At 71.4% G+C, this 20,922-nt stretch carries 20 protein-coding genes; 6 read left to right on the top strand and 14 right to left on the bottom strand.

The annotated features are described in order from the left end of the window. Nucleotides 1-92: 92 nt before the first annotated feature. Genes rpsR through rpmG form a run of 4 tightly spaced genes read right to left on the bottom strand, consistent with a single transcriptional unit; the run spans nt 93 to nt 1,982 of the window. Nucleotides 93-341 (bottom strand): 30S ribosomal protein S18, encoded by a 249-nt coding sequence (gene rpsR / locus AMK33_RS26085; RefSeq protein ID WP_073935412.1) that lies wholly within the window; start codon nt 339-341, stop codon nt 93-95. A gap of 38 nt (nt 342-379) precedes the next feature. Beyond that, the gene (locus AMK33_RS26080; protein ID WP_073935411.1) at nt 380-1,531 is read right to left on the bottom strand and encodes a CobW family GTP-binding protein; all 1,152 of its coding nucleotides are present in this window, start codon (nt 1,529-1,531) and stop codon (nt 380-382) included. Further along, nucleotides 1,531-1,776, bottom strand: a complete 246-nt coding sequence (locus AMK33_RS26075) for a type B 50S ribosomal protein L31 (protein ID WP_073935410.1) — start codon at nt 1,774-1,776, stop codon at nt 1,531-1,533. Before AMK33_RS26075 ends, AMK33_RS26080 begins: the two co-directional genes overlap by 1 nt. A 41-nt stretch (nt 1,777-1,817) precedes the next feature. Next, nucleotides 1,818-1,982 carry a 50S ribosomal protein L33 gene (rpmG, locus tag AMK33_RS26070; RefSeq protein ID WP_073935409.1) on the bottom strand — a complete coding sequence of 55 codons (165 nt, stop codon included), beginning with the start codon at nt 1,980-1,982 and terminating at the stop codon, nt 1,818-1,820. A 67-nt stretch (nt 1,983-2,049) separates the two neighbouring features. On the opposite strand from rpmG, the gene rpmB reads away from it, so the two are divergent. The 6 genes from rpmB to AMK33_RS26040 all read left to right on the top strand — a co-directional run bounded on the left by rpmB (nt 2,050) and on the right by AMK33_RS26040 (nt 6,625). Next, complete coding sequence (rpmB, locus tag AMK33_RS26065; RefSeq protein WP_073935408.1) at nt 2,050-2,286, top strand: 50S ribosomal protein L28; 237 nt, start codon at nt 2,050-2,052, stop codon at nt 2,284-2,286. Continuing rightward, nucleotides 2,286-2,591, top strand: coding sequence for a 30S ribosomal protein S14 (gene rpsN, locus AMK33_RS26060; protein WP_073935407.1), 306 nt, complete (start codon nt 2,286-2,288; stop codon nt 2,589-2,591). Before rpmB ends, rpsN begins: the two co-directional genes overlap by 1 nt. Before the next feature lie 1,170 nt (nt 2,592-3,761). Continuing rightward, nucleotides 3,762-3,932 (top strand): 50S ribosomal protein L32, encoded by a 171-nt coding sequence (gene rpmF, locus AMK33_RS26055; RefSeq protein WP_073935406.1) that lies wholly within the window; start codon nt 3,762-3,764, stop codon nt 3,930-3,932. A 5-nt stretch (nt 3,933-3,937) separates the two neighbouring features. Then, entirely contained in the window at nt 3,938-5,113 is a 1,176-nt protein-coding gene (locus AMK33_RS26050; protein WP_073935405.1) for a GTP-binding protein, read from the top strand. A gap of 66 nt (nt 5,114-5,179) precedes the next feature. After that, entirely contained in the window at nt 5,180-5,611 is a 432-nt protein-coding gene (locus tag AMK33_RS26045; RefSeq protein ID WP_073935404.1) for a Fur family transcriptional regulator, read from the top strand. 456 nt (nt 5,612-6,067) lie between these two features. Beyond that, nucleotides 6,068-6,625: a GNAT family N-acetyltransferase gene (locus tag AMK33_RS26040; protein ID WP_073935403.1), complete on the top strand. Its 558-nt coding sequence runs from the start codon at nt 6,068-6,070 to the stop codon at nt 6,623-6,625. 79 nt (nt 6,626-6,704) lie between these two features. Here AMK33_RS26040 and AMK33_RS26035 read toward each other — a convergent pair whose 3' ends face one another. From AMK33_RS26035 to AMK33_RS25990, 10 genes are all read right to left on the bottom strand, one after another. Then, nucleotides 6,705-7,466, bottom strand: coding sequence for a class I SAM-dependent methyltransferase (locus AMK33_RS26035; RefSeq protein WP_073935402.1), 762 nt, complete (start codon nt 7,464-7,466; stop codon nt 6,705-6,707). Between the two features lie 80 nt (nt 7,467-7,546). After that, nucleotides 7,547-8,755, bottom strand: a complete 1,209-nt coding sequence (locus AMK33_RS26030) for an aminotransferase class V-fold PLP-dependent enzyme (protein WP_073935401.1) — start codon at nt 8,753-8,755, stop codon at nt 7,547-7,549. Between the two features lie 4 nt (nt 8,756-8,759). Next, nucleotides 8,760-10,097: a pyridoxal-phosphate dependent enzyme gene (locus AMK33_RS26025; protein WP_073935400.1), complete on the bottom strand. Its 1,338-nt coding sequence runs from the start codon at nt 10,095-10,097 to the stop codon at nt 8,760-8,762. Next, nucleotides 10,094-11,599, bottom strand: coding sequence for an alanine racemase (locus AMK33_RS26020; protein WP_235618203.1), 1,506 nt, complete (start codon nt 11,597-11,599; stop codon nt 10,094-10,096). The genes AMK33_RS26025 and AMK33_RS26020 overlap by 4 nt, the downstream gene beginning before the upstream one ends. A gap of 727 nt (nt 11,600-12,326) precedes the next feature. Further along, the gene (locus AMK33_RS26015) at nt 12,327-13,001 is read right to left on the bottom strand and encodes a class I SAM-dependent methyltransferase (RefSeq protein WP_073935398.1); all 675 of its coding nucleotides are present in this window, start codon (nt 12,999-13,001) and stop codon (nt 12,327-12,329) included. Nucleotides 13,002-13,250: 249 nt separating this feature from the next. Continuing rightward, a complete protein-coding gene (locus AMK33_RS26010; protein ID WP_073935397.1) occupies nt 13,251-15,005 on the bottom strand; it encodes an ABC transporter ATP-binding protein in 1,755 nt (584 codons plus the stop codon). Continuing rightward, entirely contained in the window at nt 15,002-16,867 is a 1,866-nt protein-coding gene (locus AMK33_RS26005) for an ABC transporter ATP-binding protein (protein ID WP_079194981.1), read from the bottom strand. Before AMK33_RS26005 ends, AMK33_RS26010 begins: the two co-directional genes overlap by 4 nt. Before the next feature lie 432 nt (nt 16,868-17,299). Then, a complete protein-coding gene (locus tag AMK33_RS26000) occupies nt 17,300-18,685 on the bottom strand; it encodes a salicylate synthase (RefSeq protein ID WP_073935396.1) in 1,386 nt (461 codons plus the stop codon). Between the two features lie 561 nt (nt 18,686-19,246). Beyond that, the gene (locus tag AMK33_RS25995) at nt 19,247-19,978 is read right to left on the bottom strand and encodes a class I SAM-dependent methyltransferase (protein WP_073935395.1); all 732 of its coding nucleotides are present in this window, start codon (nt 19,976-19,978) and stop codon (nt 19,247-19,249) included. Nucleotides 19,979-20,009: 31 nt separating this feature from the next. Continuing rightward, nucleotides 20,010-20,756 carry a thioesterase II family protein gene (locus AMK33_RS25990; protein WP_235618201.1) on the bottom strand — a complete coding sequence of 249 codons (747 nt, stop codon included), beginning with the start codon at nt 20,754-20,756 and terminating at the stop codon, nt 20,010-20,012. Between the last annotated feature and the right edge of the window lie 166 nt (nt 20,757-20,922).

Here is a 20,922-nt window from a genome sequence, read left to right as displayed (position 1 = left end):
GTAGATTCCGCCCCGTCGGCACACCAGGAGGCGACAGCAAAACCACTCAACGAGTCACGAACCACCCTTCCAGCGGTAGCCCGCACGAGGAGTCAGCGGCCGTTTGCATTACCCGGGTAGGGCAGGAGAGCCATCTCTCGGGCGTTCTTGATGGCGGCGGCGATCTGGCGCTGCTGCTGGGCGGTGACGCGGGTGACGCGGCGGCTGCGGATCTTGCCGCGGTCGGAGATGAACCTGCGCAGCAGGTCGGTGTCCTTGTAGTCGATGTAAGTGATCTCGGCGGCGTCGAGCGGGTTGGGACGGGACTTGACGGGCTTACGGGATTCCTGGCGGCGGGCCATGGGCGTTGCTCCTTGAGTATGGAGAGTCGTCGGAGGGGTCAGGCGGGGTCGAGGAGGGTGTCGAAGGCGGCGGGCAGGTGTTTCCACGTCTCGCGCCCGGCGGCGTACTCGGCGTCCGTCAGCAGGCAGGAGTCGAGGAGCCGTTCGAGTCCTTCCCGGTCCAGGCCCGGGGAGGTGAAGACGAGGTGCTGGCAGCAGTCGCCGTGTTCGGGGTGCCAGTCCAGTGACGCGGCGGCCCGCCGCACGGGCGGAACCATCTCCCACGCGGCGTCGGGCAGAGAGGCCAGCCACGGGCCGGCGTTCTCCACGCACAGTGCGCCGCCCGCGGCGTCCCAGGAGAGCAGGGTGTCAGGGCGGTCGGCGAGCCAGAACCGGCCGCGGCTGCGTGCGGCCGCGCAACACAGGTCCTCCAGCGCCTCGTAGAGACGCCCCGGGTGGAAGGGGCGACGGCGACGCCATACGAGCGTGGCCACGCCGGCCTCGTCCGCGTTCTGGGGCAGCAGTGCGCACGCCGGATGCTGGGCGGCGGCCGCCGACTCGACGTCGAAGCCGGCGAAGGCGACCTCGGCGAGTTCCCCGGAGCCCGCCGCCACCTGACGGGCGGTGGGGTGCAGCTGCGTGAGGAGTGCACGGTCCTCGCTGTCCGCCTCCTCGTTGTCGACCAGGGCGAGGACGGGCGCGTACTCCAGCTGGCGGGCCCAGGTGTCGCCGACGGTGCGCTGGTCGGTGGGGGCGGCCTCCAGGCCGACTTCGGACAGGTCGTCGCCGTTGGCCAGGTAGGGGAGCACGAGTGCGGGGTCCACAGCGGTGATCACGTTGGTGAGGACCAGGTCGCCCTCCTCGTGCGCCGCGACGACCTCCGCCATCGCCTTCGGTTCGACCGAGTCCCACAGTTCGACGACGGCGAGCCGGGTCAGGCCGCTGCCGGCCAGCCGCTCAAGCTCGGGGACGAGGTCCTCGCGCAATGCGCAGCACGCACAGTCGTTGATCAGCGGGGTCTCCCCCCGGGACAGGTCACCGGAGGCGTCGCGGATCAGGCGGCGCACGGTCCCGCTGCCCGCGCCGGTCAGGTCGTGGTGCAGGGCGACACTGCCGGGTACGGCCCTCAGAAGCCGGTCGACGACTTCCCTGCGGGCGTCCGCATGGAGCCCGGCGACAAGAACGACGGGCAGTCGGGAGTTCTGCCCCATCACCGGGCCCCGTAGCGGCGCTCGAAGCGTTCGACCCGGCCGGCGGTGTCCAGGACGCGGGCGGTGCCTGTGTAGAAGGGGTGGCTCACCGAAGAGATCTCGACGTCGACGAGCGGGTAGGTGTGGCCGTCCTCCCACTCGATCGTCTTGTCGCTGGTCATCGTGGAGCGGGTGAGGAAAGCGTGGTTCGAGGCGGTGTCACGGAAGACGACAGGGCCGTAGGCGGGGTGGATGCCGGGCTTCATGGCCGAGGAGAACCTTTCGAAGGGTGAGACGGAGGGGGATTTCAGCGTTCTTCGCGGAAGTCGACGTGGCGGCCGACGACGGGGTCGTACTTGCGCAGCACCATCCGGTCGGGGTTGTTGCGCCGGTTCTTGCGGGTGACGTAGGTGAAGCCGGTGCCCGCGGTGGAGCGCAGCTTGATGACCGGGCGAAGTTCGTTGCGTGCCATGAGGCTAGTATATGAGAATGATTTCCATTACCAATAGCCAGTGGCTACAGAGAGGCAGGTAACACCCATGTCCGCCCACTGCCAACTGACCGGCGCCAAGCCGGGCTTCGGCAACAAGATCTCCCACTCGCACCGGCGCACCTCGCGCCGCTTCGACCCGAACATCCAGCACAAGCGCTACTGGCTCCCCAGCGAGGGCCGCCATGTCCGCCTGACGCTGAGCGCCAAGGCGATCAAGACGGTGGATGCCATCGGCATCGAGGCGGCCGTGGCGCGGATCCGGGCGCGCGGGGGGAAGGTCTGATGGCGAAGAAGAGCAAGATCGCACAGAACGAGAAGCGCAGGGAGACCGTCGAGCGGTACGCCGCCCGGCGGGCCGAACTCAAGGAGATCATCCGCCGCCCCTCGTCGACCGAGGACGAGCGTCGGAGCGCGCTGGCGGAGCTGCGTCGGCAACCACGCAATGCCAGCGCCACTCGGGTGCGCAACCGCGACAGCGTGGACGGCCGCCCCCGCGGCCACCTTCGCAAGTTCGGTCTGTCCCGGGTCCGCACCCGGGAACAGGCACACGCCGGTTTCCTGCCCGGAGTGACCAAGTCTTCCTGGTGACCGGACTCCGCTGACGCCAAGGCCGCATCCGTACCCTGCCGCCGCGGACGCCGGCCGGTGTCCACGCCGCCCGTCGGCCCGCCGTACCCGGCGGGCCGACGAGACGCGCCGAGGGTGTATGCCCTTACCCCGGACCGCCCGGCTGGTCATCAGCAGTATCGCGCCTCACGAGGACCGCACCGCCGACGATGTCTTCGGCCCGGCCGTCCCGGCGAACCGCGCCCACCACCCGCCGGCTCCCAGGCCGTCGTCAACCGACCCGAGGAACAGGACCCCCACATCCCCTCCACCACACCTGCGAAGTCGTCCCGGCACAGGTATGCGCCCGGGCTCGGAGGCACCCGCCCTCCGGCCGGCAGCTCTGTCCTGATGTGCCGGCACGGACTCGCCTCCTCGCCCACCAATGCATACCTGCAGCGCCGTTCGCAGCGCTCCTTCTGCGCCGGCGCCACCGGTGGCAGGTGAAGGAGGTGGTGTGCAGTCACTGGAGCGTGGGCCCGCCGCCGGTGGGGCCGTAGGACGCCGAGGTGACCGGAAAGGTCAGGGCTCCCTGTGGTCGCCGGTGACTCACGCCGGCCACCTGACGATGTGGAGGCCGACGGTGCGAGGTGACATCCGCTTCGACGGAGCCGATCCGCCGCGGACGGCAGACGGCGGCGATCGGCAGCCCGACGGACGGGCGTATCTTCCGGTACCTCGGGTCGGCCACCGCCACCCACCCAATAACGGCGCGGACCGCTGGACGAGGCATTGTTCCGCGGAGCGTCCACGCGCCGAAGCCGTACTGCCGTCCCTCGACGCAGGCGACGTGCACCGCGTGCCCGGCCTGACCAGCGATCGTTTCCCCGATCCTCCTTCTGGCACTGGACACCACGGGCATGCGCTTCCCCAACGCCCAGGAGCAGCACGACCCCCTCAGCAAAACCGAGGCACGCATGCGGTCGACGTGCGCGGACGTGACCGACACCGCGGTTTGGCGCCCTGGACCCAGATGCTCACCGTCGGTACGCAACCGTTTGCCCGCCTGCTGCTGCGCCATACCGTCCGACGACAACTATCGGATATGAAAACCGTTATCGTATGCTATCAATGTCTCTCCGGTGCGGTGTCGTGGTTGAAGCTCTCCGCACCGATCGAGGCGATCCCCCTTCCTGACCGAGAGGAACCACCATGGCCGTGCCCAAGCGCAAGATGTCCCGCAGCAACACCCGCCACCGACGCGCCCAGTGGAAGGCGGCGACGCCGAATCTGGTGCCGGTCACGGTGGACGGTGTGACCCACCGGGTGCCGCAGCACCTCGTGCCCGCCTACCGGCGCGGCCTGCTGCGCCCGGAGGACTGACGCCGATGTCCTCACAGCGCCTGCCCGTCACCGTGCTGTCGGGCTTCCTCGGCGCCGGCAAGACAACCCTCCTCAACCACGTCCTCACCAACCGCGAGGGCCTGCGCGTGGCGGTGATCGTCAACGACATGAGCGAGGTCAACGTCGACGCCGCCCTCGTGCGCGGGGGCGAGGCGGCGCTCTCCCGCACCGAGGAGCGCCTGGTGGAGATGACCAACGGCTGCATCTGCTGCACGCTGCGGGACGACCTGCTGGAGGAGGTCGACCGCCTCGCCCAAGAAGGCCGCTTCGACTACCTGCTCATCGAGTCGAGCGGCATCTCCGAGCCGATGCCCGTGGCCGCCACCTTCGCCTTCGCCCGCGACGACGGAGCCGTGCTGGGGGACGTGGCCCGGCTGGACACCATGATCACCGTCGTCGACGCCGCCAACTTCCTCGCCGAACTGGACACCGGGGACGACCTCGCCGAACGGGGCCTGGCCCCCTACGAGGACGACGAACGCACCGTGAGCGACCTGCTGGTCGACCAGGTGGAGTTCGCCGACGTACTCGTGCTCAACAAGCTGGACTTGGTCGACGACGCCGACGCCGACCGGCTGCGCGGGGTGCTCGCGCGGTTGAATCCGAGGGCCCGGTTGATCAACTCGGTGCACGGCCGCATCGACGCCCGCGAGATCCTGGCAACCGGACGCTTCGACCTGGAACGCGCCCAGCAGGCACCGGGCTGGGTGCAGGAGCTGAACGGCGACCACGTCCCGGAGACCGAGGAGTACGGCATCTCCTCCCTCGTCTTCCGGTCGGCGGCGCCCTTCCATCCGGCACGGCTCTGGGACTTCGTCACCCGGGACATGGACAGCGGCACGTACGGCCGGGTCCTGCGGTCCAAGGGCTTCTTCACCCTCGCCGGCCGGAACGGCGTGACCGGCTTGTGGTCCCAGGCCGGTTCCGTCGCCCGTTTCGAACCCTCCGGGGTCCGCGATGCCGACGCACCGCACGCCCAGGAGCTGGTCTTCATCGGTATCGGCCTGCAGGCCGATCGTCTTCGTGCCGCTCTGGCCGGCTGCCTCATGGTCGTGGGAGAGCCGGCACCCACGACCGACCCCTTCCCCGGCTGGGAAACCGGAGAAGTCTGCGCGCACGAAGACGAACATGGATCCTCGTCCCTGACAGCGGCCGTGTAACCGGACCCGGGGCGGTCGGACGCATTCGGCCGTCCCGGCCGTCCCCACCGCTACGGAGGCACACACATGCACGGAACGACCCTCGGCGAGTGGCGACCCACCCCGCAACGGGCCGCGGTTCTGCAGGCGTTGACCGCCTGCGACGGCTTCACCTCCGCCCAGACCCTGCACGCGGCGCTCACGGCGGACGGTGTCGTGGTCGGCCTGACCACCGTCTACCGCACGCTCCGCCTGCTGGAGGCGTCGGGCCAGGTGGACATGGTGCGCGACAGCGACGGTGAACGCCTCTACCGTCACCGGCCCGCCGACGGCCACCGGCACTACCTTCTGTGCCGGCGCTGCGGCCTCAGTCTCGCCGTGGACTCCGAGGAAGTCGAGCGGTGGGCGGTCGAGGTGGCGCGCGTCACCGGGTTCCACGACGTGGACCACACACTCGAACTGACCGGGGTGTGCGACAACTGTCACGCCGGACGCGACGGCGGCCGAACGGACGCCTGACACGCATGTGCTGCGCCCGATCCTCGCGCCGGGCGGGCGAGGAGAGCCGTCCGGGGACAGGTGGCGACAGCCGCCGACGGCTCGGCGGCAGCACCGCACCGGCCCTCACCACATCGATACGGGCCGTCAACGCGACTGTCACGTCACCCAGTTCGCTCCGGGATCCACCCACCTCGACCTGGTGGTCGATGCGGCCGTGACAATCCGGGTGCGGGGCCGCGAAATCGACACGAGAGGCATCTCGCCACGTCACGCGCACAACGTCTTGTCCAGTAAGGCCGGGCAATCACAAGGCTCTTGGCAGTTCGCCCGAGTCTGTCGATCGCGAGGTGCGCAGACAGGGGCCTATGCGGCCGTCCAGCGGGCCGGTGAGGTGGCCACGGGCTTGCCGACACCCCCGACCGCGGGCACACGATCGCACCGTTCGACAGCGGGTGCCGTGACAAGCTTTTCCACGTGACAGCATTCGAAGTCGCCACCCCCACGTTCACCCAGTTCACTCGGTCGCCCGAGCTCCCCGGCGTCCTCAGGCGGGAACTCGCCGTCTGTTGGGCCACGGTGGTCAACTCCGGCGGGGCGGTCGTTCCAGCGGGCTGTCCGCTGCCGCCCCTGACACCGGCGGACCTCGAAGCCGCCGTCGACCGTATCGCGGAGCATCTGGCGCCCGAGCGCGGCAGGCTGCTGGCGGCCACGCTCGACGGCGACCTCGCGGGCTGGCTGCTCCTCCGCCGCGAGGCGCACCCGCTCGAAGCGCACTGCGGTGTGGTGAACCACGTGCAGACGCAGGTGCACCTCAGGGGGCTGGGTATCGGGGCCGCACTGATGCGTCGCGTCCACCACGTCGCACGGGAGGAGATGGGCTTGGAGCGACTCAGACTGACGGTGCGGGCCGGTCTGGGGCTCGAGCACTTCTACCGCAAGGCCGGCTGGACCGAGGTCGGCCGGTGGCCGGGAGCGCTGCGTCTGGCGCCTGGTGACTACCGCGACGAGATCCTCATGAGCCTCGCACTGTGACGACGGCGTCGGCACACCCCGGCGACAACGCCTCCCGACGGAGCGCCGAGGCGGGGGCCGACGCAGACCCGAGAGCCCGTCAGTCCTTCAACGCCACGAGCACACGGCTGTCCCCCACCTGCCACACCGGTGTGACGCGGCTGAATCCCGCCTGGTGCAGCAGTTCGGCGTGGCGGCCCACGGAGAGGTGCCGGTTGCCGCCGCCGGACGACGGACGGCTTCGCTCCCGCTGCTCGAACAGGTCGGCCAGCTCGGGGTCCAGGGCCGCAGCCCGCCACCAGGCCTCCCAGTCCTCGCTGCCGTGATCGCCCGCCCGCTCGGCCCGACGGCGCCCCACATGAGCGGTCAGGTCCGAGCAGGACCGCACGTCCGGAGGGAAGTGGTCCCCGTTGACCAGCGCCCCGCCAGGGCGGAGCAGGGCCGCGAGGGAGCGGTAGGTCTCCAGCAGGACGCGGGCGGGGAGGTAGTGCAGGGCCGTCGTCGAGACGGCGACGTCCAGGCTGCGGGGCAGTTCCAGGGCATCGACCCAGCCGTGCTCACCGATCACCGCGTGCGCATAGCGGGCGGCGTCCGCGTGGTGGGTGCGCCCCAGCTCCAGCAGTACGGGGTCCATGTCGACCGCGACGATCTCCGCGTCCGGCAGGCGGCGGGCGAGCCTGGAGGACAGGGAACCGGGCCCGCAGCCCAGGTCCAGCAGGAGGGGCCGGGCACGGCCGGCGCAGACGTGCTCCACGACGTCCGAGATCACCGTGAAGCGTTCCTCTCGGTCCACCGCGTACCGCTGCTGCTGCCGCTCCCAGCGCTCCACCCACGTCCTGGCCGCATCCATGCTCACGCCCATCCGGTCGCGCCCCTCTTCCGTCTCTCTCCTGTCAGCACCTACCGTGCAATCTACAGGTGGAAACGATTATCAATAGCCGTTCACGCCATGGAGTCGAGAACGGTCAGCAGGCGGTCGATCTCCTCGTCCGTGTTGTAGACGTGCAGGCTCACCCGCACGGATCCGGCCTTGTCGTCCGCGCCCGCCTGGCAGAGACTGTCGGCCCGGACCATGAAGCCGTGGCTGAAGAGGATGAACCCGAGGTCGTCGGACGGGATGTCACGGTGCCGCAAGGTGACGATGCCGTGCCGTCGCTGGGCCGCGGGCAGCGTGGAGTCGGCGGCCAGACTGGCGGGGCAGCCGAGGACCTCGTAGGCGTCCAGGTGGCGCAGCCGGTCGGTCAGGCGGGTGGCCAGACGGGTGACGTGGGCTGCGATGCGGTCGACGCCGACCGCGTCCAGCCAGTCGAGGGCGGCCAGCAACGAGACGATGCCCACGGTGTTGGGGGTGCCCTGCCAGCCGGGGGGCACCAGGACGGGTCCGCGGGTGTTGCGCGCCCACACCGCGCCGGTGCCGGGCAGGGCCAGTGCCTTGTGCCCTGAGAAGACGACGAAATCCACGTCGAGCGCCGGATCGCCGACCCGGAGGGGAAGATGGCCGACGCTCTGCGCGGCGTCCAGGCAGATGGGCACGTCGGGGCCCACGGCGGCGCGCAGGCGGTGGACGTTCATGTCCCCGCCGTAGACATGATGGACATGGGTGGCGGCGACGAAGCGGGTGCGGGGGCCGACGGCGTCGGCGAGGGCACGGTGATCGTAGTCGCCGGAGGCCTCCTGACACGGCAGGGCGCGGACGCGCACCTCGATGCCGCGCTCCGCGAGCAGGCGCCGGGCTTCGAGCCAGGGTTCGAGGTTGGCCCGGTGGTCGGAGAACGGGACCAGGATCTCGTCGCCGTCGGTGAGGTGCTCAACGAGCCAGTCACGGGCGACGGTGCGCAGGCCCTCGGTCGTTCCGCTGGTGAAGTGGACGGTGGAGCGGTCCGGTTCCCGGTCGCCGAGGAACTCCTTGAGCCGCTCGCGAGCGCGTTCGATCACACCCGTGGTCCGGTTGGCCCAGGGATAGGTGCCGCGGCCCGCGTTGGCGTTCGACGTGGTCAGGTAGGCCTGTACAGCGTCCAGGACGGTCTGGGGCTTCTGCGAGGTCGCCGCACTGTCCAGGTACGCCAGCTCCGGATGCGCCGTGATGATCGGAAACTGTGCCCTCACCTTCTGCTGCCAGAGCCCGTCCCCGTCGTGTGTCCCGCCGCGCATCAGGTCACTCCCTCACCAGCGGTGCGCCCGCGTCCCGCCAGGCGACGATGCCATCCGCCAGGCTGCGGACGTCCGGATGCCCCATGCGGGTCAGCAACGCGGCGTAACGCAGCGACTTCTCCCCCACGGGACAGGCCAGCAGCACCGGTGTCCGCTTACTGAACGGCAGCCCGGTCCGCACCAGTTCCTCGAACACCTCGTCGACGATGTTGATCGAGCCCTCGATGTGCAGGGCGGCGTACGCGTGCGGGCCGCGCAGGTCGACCACCAGAGGACGGGGATCCCCCTCCGCCATCCAGCGCTGGGCGTCCTCGACTCCGATGACCCGGGCCCGGGCGCGTATCTCGCTGTCGGTGAGCGACGACACCGCGTGCCCGCGCCGTGTTCCGCCCAGCAACTCCGGACGGCGCCGGCGCACATAGCTCAGGTAGCTCTCGGCCCGATCGCACACGATGAAGACGGCGCTCTGGCGAAGACCGGCGCCCGCCAACTCGGCGTCGACGGACGCCAGGCGCCGGACGGCTCCCTGATAGGCGGCACCGCCGGTCGGCCCTGACAGCAGCCCGCAGCGGCGGATGAGGGTGACCATCCCGTCGATGGCCTCCTGGGAGGTGACCGACACGATGGAGTCGTACGTGGCCGGGTCGAACAGACCGACCTGGTGCACCTCGTCGATCGTGCGGATGCCGGGGATGAAGTCGGACTTGTCGGCGACCAGCCCGAGCACACGGACCTGCGGATCGTGCTCGCGCAGCACTTGGGCGACACCGGTCGAGGAGCCGGCCGTGCCGACACAGGCGATGAACCAGTCCGGCGCCCGTCCGTCCAGATCCTTGACGATCTCCGGTCCGGTCCCGGCCGCGTGTGCCTCGACGTTGCGCGGGTTGAAGTACTGGTCGGTGTGCAGATACGTGTTCCCGGGCTCCGAGAGGGCCTGGTGGAAGCGGGTGAGCGGATCGTCGGTGTCCGTCGGGTCGAGGCACTCGCTCTGCCCGGGGAGTTCTTCGATCTCCGCCCCGAGGAGCAGCAGCAGTTCCCTGATCTCGGGTACGCGCATCCGGTTGGTCACACTCTTGAACTTCAGCCCGTGCAGGCCGGCCAGCAGGGCCAGGGCCTTGGCCGTGTTGCCGCTGGAGAGTTCCACGACCGTGCCGTGACCGCCGGCCTCCTCCTCCAGGTGCGGGCGGGCCATGTGCCAGGCGGGCCGGTCCTTGACGGACCCGAACGGGTTGAGCATCTCCAGTTTGGCGTACAGGTCGATGTTGCTCAGTCCGTGCACGGCCGGATCGATGCGGACCAGCGGTGTGTTGCCGATGGCCTCGGTGATGCTGTCGTATCTCATGACGGCACTCCCTGCGGGTGTGTGAGCGGCCAGTAGTCCTCGTCCAGACACCAACGCCGGGCACCGCCCTCTTCCGTGACCGCCACTGTCCGCGCGACAGGCTGTCGCTGCGCGTGATGGGCGTGGAAGTCCATGACGTAACCGGCGGTGTTGACGAAGGCCAGCAGATCCCCGGCACGTGGCAGGCGGGGCAGGAAGACCAGCCGACGGGTGATCAGGTCGGCCTCCAGGCAGAGATTGCCGACGAGGTGGACGCCGACCGGTCCGTCGTCCGCCGCCTCGTCCCGAAGGTCACCGCGGGGCAGCAGCACGGGGTCGACGAGAACCCCGTGCTCCTCCAGACTCACGTCCCCGGCGTTCATGCCGAGGCGCACCAGGTGACGGGTGTGGCCGACACCCACGGGTCGTACGTCCAGCACTCGGGCCAGTGACAGTCCGCACTGGTCGACGAGGGCGCGCCCCGGTTCGACGTACAGGTCGTTCAGGTGCTCCAGCAGGAGCGTGGCGGGCGGCCGGCCCAGGACCGGGGCGGGAAGCGAGAGCAGTTGGTCGAGATAGCCCGGCCCGGCGACGGGTCGGTGGGCAGGGTACAGGGCCGCCGCGCCACGTACCGTGCCGCCCTCGTTGCGCAACCCGTAGCCGTGACCGCGCCAGGTCAGGGGCGGCCGCACGCCGAGCACCGCCTCGCTCAGCGCGGTGGTCCACCGCTCCCACTCGCCGGCCTCGGCGACGTAACCGACCCCGAACCCCCCACCGACGTCGACGACGCGCGGCGCCAGGCCCCGCGCCCGGCACTCGTCCATCGCCAGCACGCAACGCTCCAGCGCCCGGACCTTCTCCTCCAGCCCGGTGGTGTCCAGGTGGTATGCCAGACCGGTCAGTATGACGGCGTCCTGATGCCGCTCCAGCGCCGCCCACAGCTCGTCGATCTCGGCGACCGGCGTACCGAAGCGGCTGCGGCGCGACAGCACCCGCGTGCCGACACCGCCGTGCCCGGTGTCCGACTCGAACCCCGACAAGCGCGCCAGCACGTCCACCCGGCCCAGTCCGTACGTCCGGACGAGCTCCGCCAGTTGCTCCAGCTCGCCGGCCGAGTCCAGGTTGACCGTCGCTCCCACCCTGGCCGCCAGCCACAGGAACTCCCGGTCCTTGGGACCGGTGGCCATCACCCGGTTGCCCGTGAATCCGCAGCTCAATGCATGCCGTAACTCCTCCAGAGAGGCCACGTCGATCCCGACGGCGGCCGGATCACAGGCGGCCAGCCTCCTCACCAGGGCGCTGGAACGATTCGCCTTGTGTGCGAAGTACACCCGGCCGGCGAGGCGGTGGCGGCGGTAGACGGACCGGAAACGTTCGGCGTTGTCGGCGACGACCTCCGGGAGCAGCACGTTGAGCGGCGAGCCGAGTACGTCGACCAGCGAGTGCAGGAACGGCACATCCCCCAGCAGCGAGGCCAGCGGTGGATCCACCCGCGGCCTCAGATACAAGGGCGCGTCCTTCACGAAGTACCCTCCCCACGTCGGCCGGTCGTCGATTCGTCGTCACGACGACCGTTTCGGAGTAGTCGTTTCCATCTACACGTGCTGCTAAGCCCCAGGCTGTTGCTTCACGGGCCCGCGGGTCGAGGTCGTTGGACGGGGACGGTTCGGCCGCCGGCGAGGGCGGGTCGGGCCGAGTGCGGTCTTCGGCCCGTTCGAGCGGGCGGTCGGGCACCTTGCGGTCACCCATGAAGCAGATCCGGTGCGGGTCTGGGCCCAGCCGTCGGGCCGGACAGCGGCGGGCATCGAGCAGGATCGAGCAGGTTGGTCACCAGCCGGTGGTCCGCGGCCGCCGCCGGTGCATCTGAGTCGGCGGGTGGTCGGGCGGCAGGGCCCGCGGAGGAGCCGCGTCGGGAAGGGGGGCGGCCTGGTTCAGCGAGTACTTGTTCCTCGGGGGAACGTGACCGTTCGGGGCCGGTGGGGGGAAGATTTCCACCGGCCCCAGGTCGCGACACGTACCGTGCCCCGGCGCTGCGGCGTGTCCTACCCGCCCAGCGGTTGAGAGCGGCTGCGACGAGATCGGCGACGGTGCGGTTCCCGCGGGCCGTGCGACGGCTGTGAGCCGGGGACGACGGCCGCGTCACTCACGGGTTCCGTGGCGTCCGGCATGGTGCGGGCGGCGAGACTCCCGCGGCGCTCCGGAGCGTGGGCTCTCGGCCACCGGTTGCGGCGCGACGAGCGGGGAGGAGCCTCAGCCGTCCGCCCGGCGGACGAGGAGGACGTGGTCGGTGACCGTGGCGACCTGTCCGCCTGGCCCGGTTGCCTCGCGTCGCGGCGTGTCGGCTCGTTCGACGGCCCAGCCGGAGGACGGCAGGGCGAGTCCGGCGTACACCTCGTCCGAAGTGGGGAAGTGCGTGTCCTGGTCCTGGTTCCATGACCAGGGAGCGATGGATCCGTGGTCGACGACGAGAAGCCTTCCACCCGGGCGCAGAGCCCGTGCTGCGGCGCGGAGAATGGAGTCGCGGGGCAGTTCGTACGGCGTGTGGAAGTACTGGGCCGAAATCAGGTCGAACTTTCCGGCCGGGAACGTCCGAGCCAGATCGTGGCGCTGGGTCGTGACCGGCTCGCCGAGGCCCTGGGCCCTGGCATGGTCGGCGACCCGTTCCACGGCGGTGGGCGAGATGTCCACCGCCGTGACCCGCCAACCGCGGCGGGCGAGCCACAAGGTGTCGCCACCTGTCCCACACCCGAGGTCGAGCGCGGCTCCGGGCGCCAGCGTGACGGCCGTCTCCGCCAGCACCGGGTTGACGCGGGCTCCCCAGGCCACGGTGTCGTCCGCACGTCGGTGATAGAGCTTCTCCCAGAACTCTTCGGGCTTCTGCGCGGCGAGGTCGGCTGCTGTGGGGCCTTGGGGCTGCTGCGCCATGGGGCTCCCCTTCCACCACGACCGCCTTCGGCGCTCCGCGAGGCGGAATCGCTCGTCGCTGTCGTCGCAGGCACCACCCGCGCGCCAGTTCCCTTGCCGTTTCGGCAACGGACCGTCCCACCGTGCTCACACCGCCGCACGTTACGCCGTGACGGTCTCCGCCTCTCCTTCCGAGCCGAGCCGGGCACCCGGCTCGGACGGGCCGGCGTTCCACGTCCTCGTAGCCGCCCGTAACCGCGGCCGGGCCGATCACCGGGTCGCCTCCGCCGTGCCGGCCGGTACCAGGCGCCAGCCGCGGCTGCGGCGGCGCCGCTCCCAGAAGCGGGCGTAGAGGCCGTCGACGGCGAGCAGTTCCTCGTGGGTGCCGCGCTCGCTGATCCGGCCCTCGTCCAGGACGAGGATCTGGTCGGCGGCCACGACGGTGGACAGCTGGTGGGCGATCACCAGCAGGGTGGAGTCACGCATCAGGGTCCGCAGGGCCTGCTGCACGTACTTCTCGTTCTCCGGGTCGAGGGCGGCGGTGGCCTCGTCGAGCAGGACGACGGGCGCGCGCTTGAGGACGGCGCGGGCGACGGAGACACGTTGCCGTTCGCCGCCGGACAGGGAGGTTCCGCCCTCGCCGACGCGAGTGGCCAGGCCGTCCGGCAGCCGCTCGACGATCTCGTCTACGCCGGCGATCCGGGCCGCCTCGCGTACCTCCTCGCCGGTGGCGTCGGGCCGGCCGACGCGGATGTTGCCCTCCAGGGTGTCGTCGAAGAGGTACACGTCCTGCTGGACCACGGAGATCTGGGCCATCAACCGTTCCACGGGCATCTCGCGCACGTCGGTGCCGCCGACGCGGACCGATCCGGCGTCCACGTCGAAGAAGCGGGCGATGAGCCGGACCAGGGTGGTCTTGCCGGCACCGGACGCGCCGACCACCGCGGTCATGGTGCGCGGCGGGACACGCAGGGAGACGTCCCGCAACACCGGGTTCCCGTCGCCGTAGCCGAAGGCGACGTTCTCGAAGGCGATCTCGCCGGGGCGGTCGAGGACGGCGCTGCTGCCCGTGTCGGGCAGGGGCGGCTCGTCCAGCAGGGCGGCGATCCTGCCGAGGTCGTTGTCGGCCACGCGCAGCATGCCGCTCATGCCGGCCGCCTCCGACAGCGGGCCGACGAACCGGGCGGCGAGCGCGAGGAGCGCGACCAGGGCGGCGGGCTCCACGGCGTCGTGCAGGGCCAGGGTCACGCCGGTGGCCACCAGGGCGGCGAAGCACAGCTGGACGGCGAGGCCGCCTGCGAGCAGCCGGGGCATGGTCTCGGCGAGCATCCGGCCGCCCGCCTTGCTGCGTTCCTCCACCGCGGCCTCCAGCGGGGCGTAACCCTCGCGATCGCGGCCGAAGGCCCGCAGGGTCTTCTGCGCCCGCGCGAACTCCACCACCCGGTTGCCGGCGAGGGCGTCGGCGGCGTCCCGCTGCCGTTCGCTGCGGCCGACCCAGGCGGCGGACCAGCGGTGGGTGGCGTACAGCAGCGGGGCGCAGGCCACCAGGACCAGACCGAGGCGCCAGTCCAGGACGAGCATGACGAGGGCGACGGTGGCGGGGGTGACGATGCCGCTGACGAGGGGGGTGAGCTGGTGGGCGAAGACGTTGGTGACGGTGAGGGTGCCGGTGGTGGCGCTGCGCGCGACGCGGCCCACCTTCTCGGAGGTGAACCAGCCCAGCGGCAGCCGGACCAGGTGGTCGCCCAGCCGGTCGTGCAAGGTGGTGAGGGTGACGACGGCCAGCCCGAAACCCCGCATGGCCTGCTGGTAGCGGGCGACGCAGGTGACCACGACGAGGACCGTGAGCACCGCCAGGTGCCGCAGGGCTCCGGCGGTGTCGCCGTCGAAGACCGAGCGCAGCACGGGCACCAGGAAGGCCATGGCGACGCCTTCCAGGACCGCGTAGGCGACCAGCCAGGCGAAGTAGCGGCGTAGGGCACCCCGGTGGTCGGGCCCCAGGACGGTGGCCAGGTGGCGGATCATCGGGCGGTCTCCTCGGTCTCCTCGGTGCCCTCGTTCGGCTCGGCGCCGGGCGCGTCGGCGGGGCGGTGGGCCGCCCACATGCGGGCATAGCGGCCCTCAGCGGCGAGCAGTTCGGTGTGCGTGCCCTGCTCGACGACCCGGCCCGCGTCCAGGACGACGATGCGGTCGGCGCCGGTGATGGTGGACAGGCGGTGGGCGACCACCAGGACGGTGCGGCCCCGCACCAGGGTGGACAGGGCGTCCTGGATCTCCGCCTCGGACTCCGGGTCGGCGTAGGCGGTGGCCTCGTCGAGGACGAGGACGGGCGCGTCGGCGAGCAGGGCGCGGGCGATGGTGAGGCGCTGCGCCTCACCGCCGGAGAAGCGGGCGTCCTCGCCGACGACCGAGTCGTAGCCGCGCGGCAGCCTCGTGACGCGCTCGTGGATGCGGGCGGCGGTCGCGGCGGCGACGAGGTCGTCGTCGGTGGCGTCGGGACGGCCCAGGCGCAGGTTGTCGGCGACCGTGCCGTGCAGCAGCTGCACGTCCTGCAGGACGAACCCGACGTGCCGGTACAACTCCTCGGACGCGATGTCGCGGACGTCGGTGCCGCCGATGCGGACCGCGCCGGCGTCCACGTCGTGGAACCTGGGAACGAGGGCCGCGAGGGTGGACTTGCCCGCGCCGGAGCCGCCGACCAGGGCGGTGACGGTACCGGCCCGGCAGGTCAGGTCGATGCCGTGGAGCACGGGCCGGCCGGGGGCGTAACCGAAGACGACCCCGTCGAGCACGACGTCGTTGCCGTTCGGCTTCTGCGGCCGGTCGGTGACGGGGAGTTCGGGGATGTCCAGCAGCGCGGTGATGCGTCCGGCGGCGGCCACGGCCTTGCGCTGCGCGGTCAAGCCATGGTTGAGGGTGAGCAGGGTGGTGGGCAGGACGGCGGCGACGAGCACCTCGGCGAGGACGTCGGCGGGGGTGACCCAGCCCTCGTGCGTGAACCAGATGCCGCCGGCCAGTCCGACGACGGAGATCACCGGCACGGACAGGGCCATGGAGGTGTACGCGTCCAGTCTCAGCACCGGCCGGACCCAGCCCGCGTACTGGTCGCCGTAGGCGTGCACGGCCTCCCGGTACCCGGCGTGGACGCGACGGGTGCCGCCGAACACCTTGACGACGCCGATGCCGTGCACGAACTCCACGACGGCGGCGCCGACCCGGCCGAAGGCGGTGTCCACCGCGGTCATCTTCTCGGCGAAGCCGCGCATCATGAAGGCGTACGCGGTGAAGTAGACCGGCAGGGTGGCGAGTGCCAGCAGGGCGAGCCGCCAGTCGACCCACACCAGGTAGCCGAGTCCGGCGAGCGGCAGCGCGATCGCGCCGGCCAGTTCGACGTCGTGGTGGGCGGTCAGATGGTGCAGGTCGTCGATGTCCTCCTGGGCGGCCTTGCGGACCTGTCCGGAGGTGGTGGACGAGTACCAGCCCAGCGGTACCCGGCCGAGCTTGGCCACCATACGGCGCCGCAGGTCGGCCTGGAGCCGGCCGTCCGCCAGGTGGGTGATCCACAGGGCGGCGCCGGTGCAGCTCCAGCCGACGACCAGGGCCACGGTGACGACGACGGCCGCGGTGGCCACCCGGTCGCGGTCCAGGGGGCCCTCGGCGAGCAGGACCCGGCCGATCTCGGCGATGCCGACGAAGGGCACCAGGGTGGTGACGGCGCCGATCGCGCCCAGCGCGATGCCGAACCGGGTCATCCGGACGACGGGTCGGCGCAGTTCACGCAGGGCGTCGGCGGTGCGCCGCCGTTCGTCGCGGTCGGCGGTGGCCGACGGGGGTCCGGACTGCTGCTCGGGGGCGGTCGCGGGTTCGGTGGTGGTGGTCGTGGTCATCGGGGTGTCTTCTCCCTTGCTGTCCCCGGCCCGGCCGCGGCGGTGCTCGGCGGCCGTGTGGACGTGTGGCGGTCCGATGACGCCGAAGTGGTCGGTGGGCACATCGGTCACGGTGGACCGGCCCGGGCAGCCGCCGCCGTCGCGGGCCTTCCCCGGGTTGTCGGCGTGGATCGGGCGGCGCTTCCGCAGGACATGCGTGCCGCGGTGCGGCGTCGCGCGGACGGTGCCGCAGTCACCGGAACCTCCGGCGGCGCCGGAGCGGACAACCGTACGGACGATGCCGGTGTGGTCGGGCGCCTGCACGGCCTCGTCGGTGACAACGGCGCCCCGGCATGCTCGGCGAAGGCGGACCCCGCCGGGGCATGACGGACGGCGCCGACGTGGCCCCGGCCTGTTCCGGCGATCACCATGCGCGAAGGCGCCCGGCCCGGCTCAGGTAGCCGTCACGGAGGTGGTCACGGGTGCCGGGATGCTGTCGCCCGCGCCCGTTACCGGGGTGGAGGGCACCAGATGACCACTGACCGCCCGGAGCTTCTCCCTGGTCTCCTCCAGCTCCCGTTCCGGGTTGGAGCCCGCCACGATGCCGGCCCCGGCGCGCAGCCAGGTCCGGTCGCCGCGGCGCAGGACGGTGCGCAGCACCAACGCCGCGTCCAAGGTGCCGTCGGCCTCCAGCCGCACGACCGCGCCGCTGTACAGTCCGCGCTCCTGTTCCTCGGCACGGCTGATCGCCGCGAGCGCGGGCCCCTTGGGTATGCCGGAAGCGGTCACCGCGGGGAACAGCGCGGCGAGCGCGTCCCACCGGTCGTGGCCGGGCGTGAGCCGGCCCCGCAGCCGGGAGGCGAGGTGCTGCACGCTGCCCCGTTCCTCCACGGCCATGAACTCCTCGGTGCGCACCGACTCCGGCAGGCACACCGTGTTCAGCTCCTCCTGCACCAAGCGTACGGAGACGGCGTGCTCGTACACCTCCTTGGCGTCGCGGTGGAGTTCGGCGCGGCGGGCGGCGTCCGCGTCGGAGTCGCCGGTCAGCGCGCGGGTGCCGGCCAGCGGCTGGGCCGTGACGAGGCCGTCGGCGTCGATCCGGGCCACGATCTCGGGGCTGAAGCCGGCGGCCTCCCACCCGCCGTGCCGCAACAGGAAGGAACGGGCCGGCAGGTGGCTGCGCCGTCCCGCCACATAGGTGGCCGGAAGGTCGATGTCGTCCGGCACGGACACGGTGCGGGAGACGATGGCCTTGTCCAGCTCCCCCGCGCGGATGGCGCGTACGACGTCGGCGACGGCGGTGCGGTACCGGTCGGCTCGCTCCTCCAGGTCGACGGCGACGCGCGCGGCGGCGGGCTCACCGGCCGAGGCCGCGGCGGTGTGCAGCCGTCTTTCCAGAGCGTCGAGTGCGTCCGGTCCGTCGGCCCGCAGTACGGCTGCGGTGGGCGTCAGTTCGATCTCGCGCTCCGGGACGACGAACCGGGCGAGGGCCCGATCGCCGGTCGTGCCGCCCCCGTGGTAGGCGTGGGCGAGTTCGAAGGAGATCCAGCCGTGCGCCGATCCGACGCCGTCGGTCCGTGTCCGGAGGAGTTCCCCGGCGGTGGCCAACGGGTGAGCTCCCGCGGGTAGTTCCGTGGTCTCGAGGTCCGTGCCGTGCAGCCTGACGGAGGTCTCGTCCACCTCGATCACGACGGACTCGCCCTCACTCCATGTGACGGAGCCGCCCTGCTCGTAAAGGAGGTGGGGTGCGTCGGTGCTCGCGGACAGAGCGGCGGCGACGGCGACGGGATCGCCGGTGAAGGTGAGTTTGCGCTCGGGGAAGGATTCCCGGTGGGTCACGGGAGGTTCTCGCTTTCCGGTTGGCAGCGGGCGCCGACGGCTGTGACGGTGCGGCCGACGCCCCATGAGGGGGCGCGGCACCGTCTCGCGGCGGTGGTGAGGGAAGTGGGCGGCCGGGGGATGTCCGGGCGGCCGGGCTCCGCGCGGTCCCGCGGGCGACGATGACGCCGTGACCACGCCCCGAGGAGCCCGTCTCCGGGTGAGCCCGGCGCCCGGGCCGCGTACCGGCCTGTCGTGCTGACGGCGGTCGGCCGGCGGACCTTTCGCGCGGCGGGGCGGGACCGGCGGCACGTTCGGCGGCGTATCGCTGCCTCCGTCACGTGCGGTCACTCCCTTCGACGGAACGTACCCGGCGGGGGAAAGGCCGGCCCGTCACCGCACCCGCAGGAGGACGGCCCCACAAGGCGGGTCGAGCGCCACCCATACAAGCGCTATTGAAAACGATTGTCAATACGATTGGTTGGGTGTCGACCCTTCGGGAGCCCATGGGCCGTCCTCGCGCGAGGGCGGCGGTCCGCCCGTGACACGGCAACAGCGGAGGGCGCCCTGGTCGCCGCCCCGTCACCGGATCAGCTTGCCGATCTCCGGCGAGCCCGGAACACCCGCGGCGCTCACCAGGCTGCTGCTCATTCCGGCCTCCCGCGCGAGCTGCTCGAGGCTGAGGTTCTCCCAGTCGTAGGCGTCGGAGCTGGTGCGCACCAACTCGCCCCGGCGGAAGACCTTCCAGGACGTCCGCCAGCGCATCACTTCACCCTCGAGGGGTTCGGCCTCCGTCCACCACTCGTAGGTCTGCTCGCCGATCGTCTCGCGCAGCATCCTGAACGGCGGCACACGACGGGCGGTACCGACTCCCATCAGCTCCACGATGACCGGTCCGCCCTCGGGCAGTCTGCCGCGCAGGTTCCGCCACAGGTCGACGCGTTCGGCCTTGGTGAGGTGGCCGACCACACCGAAGATCACCACCGCGCTGACGGTGTCGGGCAGAGTGAGCTCCTGAGCGGGTTCCGCCACGACCGTCACCCGCTTCCGCAGGTCCTCGTCCCCGAACACCCGGCTCGTGAGCATCGCCCGCATCGGAACGGATGGCTCCGCAGCGATGATCGGGACGCCCAGCAGGGCCTGGGCGATGACTGCGGTGATCCGCCCCGTGCCCGCACCGATCTCGACGACGGGGCCGCGCGTGGTGTCGACTCCCGCCAGGGCGGCGGTGAGAGGCCCGGCACTCGTCTGCACGTGGCGCGCGGCCACCATCTCGTAGAACTCCGCGGAGGCGGTGTAGTAGTCCGCGACCATGACAGTGACGTCCTTTCAGGTCTCACAGCTCTCAGGGGGTACTGGGCCACGTATGCGCGGGGCGGCGGAAGTCGAGACCCAGGTCCCGGCCGATGGCCTCGACCAGCAGGGCGCGCCGGGGGACGAGGAAGAAGTGGCCGCCGTCGAAGGCCGTGACGGTCAGGGGGTGCCGTGTGGTGCTCGACCACGTCTCGGCGTCCCGCGCTCCGCACTCGGAGTCCCGGGAGCCGAAGAAGACGCTGACCGGACAGTCCAACGGCTCGGCGGAGGACGGCCGGTACGTCTCGATCAGCCGGTAGTCGCCGCGGACGTATCCCAGGATGGCGGCACGCAGCTCCGGGTCCGCGAGCACCTCCTGAGGCGTCCCGCCGTAACGCGCCAGTTCGTCGATCAGCGCGCTGTCGTCCTGGTGGTGGATGTCGCCCACCACCGCGTGATGGGGTGACGCCCGGCCGGCGGCCAGCAACCGGACCGGCGCCCGAAGGCCCCGGCGCCGCAGCTCCAGAGCCACCTCGTAGGCGACCGCGCTGCCCATGCTGTGGCCGAAGAGGGCACAGGGCCGGTCGAGCAGCGGCTGGAGGGCGTCGACGACCTCGCGGACCAGGACGTCCATCGAGTCGACCGGACCGTCGGCGAACCGGTCCTCCCTGCCCGGGTACTGCACGGTCACGTGCTCGATCTCGTCCGGCAGCAGGCGCTGCCAGGGGCGGAACGAGGAGGCCGCGCCGCCCGCGTGCGGGAAGCACACGAGGCGCAGACGCGCTTCGGGCCGAACCACCGGCCTGCGCAGCCAAGGTCCGAGAACCGACTGATTCACCATTTTCTCCCACCGCGATCCGCAGCTTGTACCGCGAGTTGCACAAGGCAGTCCCACTGTCACCGCCCCAGCCACTTCATCATCAATCTCCGGTTCCGTCCAGCCCTGCTCGAACTTCGCCCGAGTA

It is taken from the genome of Streptomyces sp. CB02400, from assembly GCF_001905725.1.
GTDB classification, from domain to species: domain Bacteria; phylum Actinomycetota; class Actinomycetes; order Streptomycetales; family Streptomycetaceae; genus Streptomyces; species Streptomyces atrovirens.
The sequence above is the reverse complement of the archived record's forward strand: the minus strand, read 5'-3'. Positions and strand labels throughout refer to the sequence as shown.

What these genes read in the sequence shown, in the direction of transcription:
- rpmF (WP_073935406.1), top strand. Translation starts at nt 3,762, where the DNA reads ATGGCCGTGCCCAAGCGCAAGATGTCCCGCAGCAACACCCGCCACCGA.
- AMK33_RS26075 (WP_073935410.1), bottom strand. Translation starts at nt 1,776, where the DNA reads ATGAAGCCCGGCATCCACCCCGCCTACGGCCCTGTCGTCTTCCGTGAC.
- rpmG (WP_073935409.1), bottom strand. Translation starts at nt 1,982, where the DNA reads ATGGCACGCAACGAACTTCGCCCGGTCATCAAGCTGCGCTCCACCGCG.
- AMK33_RS26035 (WP_073935402.1), bottom strand. Translation starts at nt 7,466, where the DNA reads ATGGGCGTGAGCATGGATGCGGCCAGGACGTGGGTGGAGCGCTGGGAG.
- AMK33_RS26015 (WP_073935398.1), bottom strand. Translation starts at nt 13,001, where the DNA reads ATGGCGCAGCAGCCCCAAGGCCCCACAGCAGCCGACCTCGCCGCGCAG.
- AMK33_RS26080 (WP_073935411.1), bottom strand. Translation starts at nt 1,531, where the DNA reads ATGGGGCAGAACTCCCGACTGCCCGTCGTTCTTGTCGCCGGGCTCCAT.
- rpsR (WP_073935412.1), bottom strand. Translation starts at nt 341, where the DNA reads ATGGCCCGCCGCCAGGAATCCCGTAAGCCCGTCAAGTCCCGTCCCAAC.
- AMK33_RS26010 (WP_073935397.1), bottom strand. Translation starts at nt 15,005, where the DNA reads ATGATCCGCCACCTGGCCACCGTCCTGGGGCCCGACCACCGGGGTGCC.
- AMK33_RS26045 (WP_073935404.1), top strand. Translation starts at nt 5,180, where the DNA reads ATGCACGGAACGACCCTCGGCGAGTGGCGACCCACCCCGCAACGGGCC.
- AMK33_RS26050 (WP_073935405.1), top strand. Translation starts at nt 3,938, where the DNA reads ATGTCCTCACAGCGCCTGCCCGTCACCGTGCTGTCGGGCTTCCTCGGC.
- rpmB (WP_073935408.1), top strand. Translation starts at nt 2,050, where the DNA reads ATGTCCGCCCACTGCCAACTGACCGGCGCCAAGCCGGGCTTCGGCAAC.
- AMK33_RS26005 (WP_079194981.1), bottom strand. Translation starts at nt 16,867, where the DNA reads ATGACCACGACCACCACCACCGAACCCGCGACCGCCCCCGAGCAGCAG.
- AMK33_RS25995 (WP_073935395.1), bottom strand. Translation starts at nt 19,978, where the DNA reads ATGGTCGCGGACTACTACACCGCCTCCGCGGAGTTCTACGAGATGGTG.
- rpsN (WP_073935407.1), top strand. Translation starts at nt 2,286, where the DNA reads ATGGCGAAGAAGAGCAAGATCGCACAGAACGAGAAGCGCAGGGAGACC.
- AMK33_RS26030 (WP_073935401.1), bottom strand. Translation starts at nt 8,755, where the DNA reads ATGCGCGGCGGGACACACGACGGGGACGGGCTCTGGCAGCAGAAGGTG.
- AMK33_RS26025 (WP_073935400.1), bottom strand. Translation starts at nt 10,097, where the DNA reads ATGAGATACGACAGCATCACCGAGGCCATCGGCAACACACCGCTGGTC.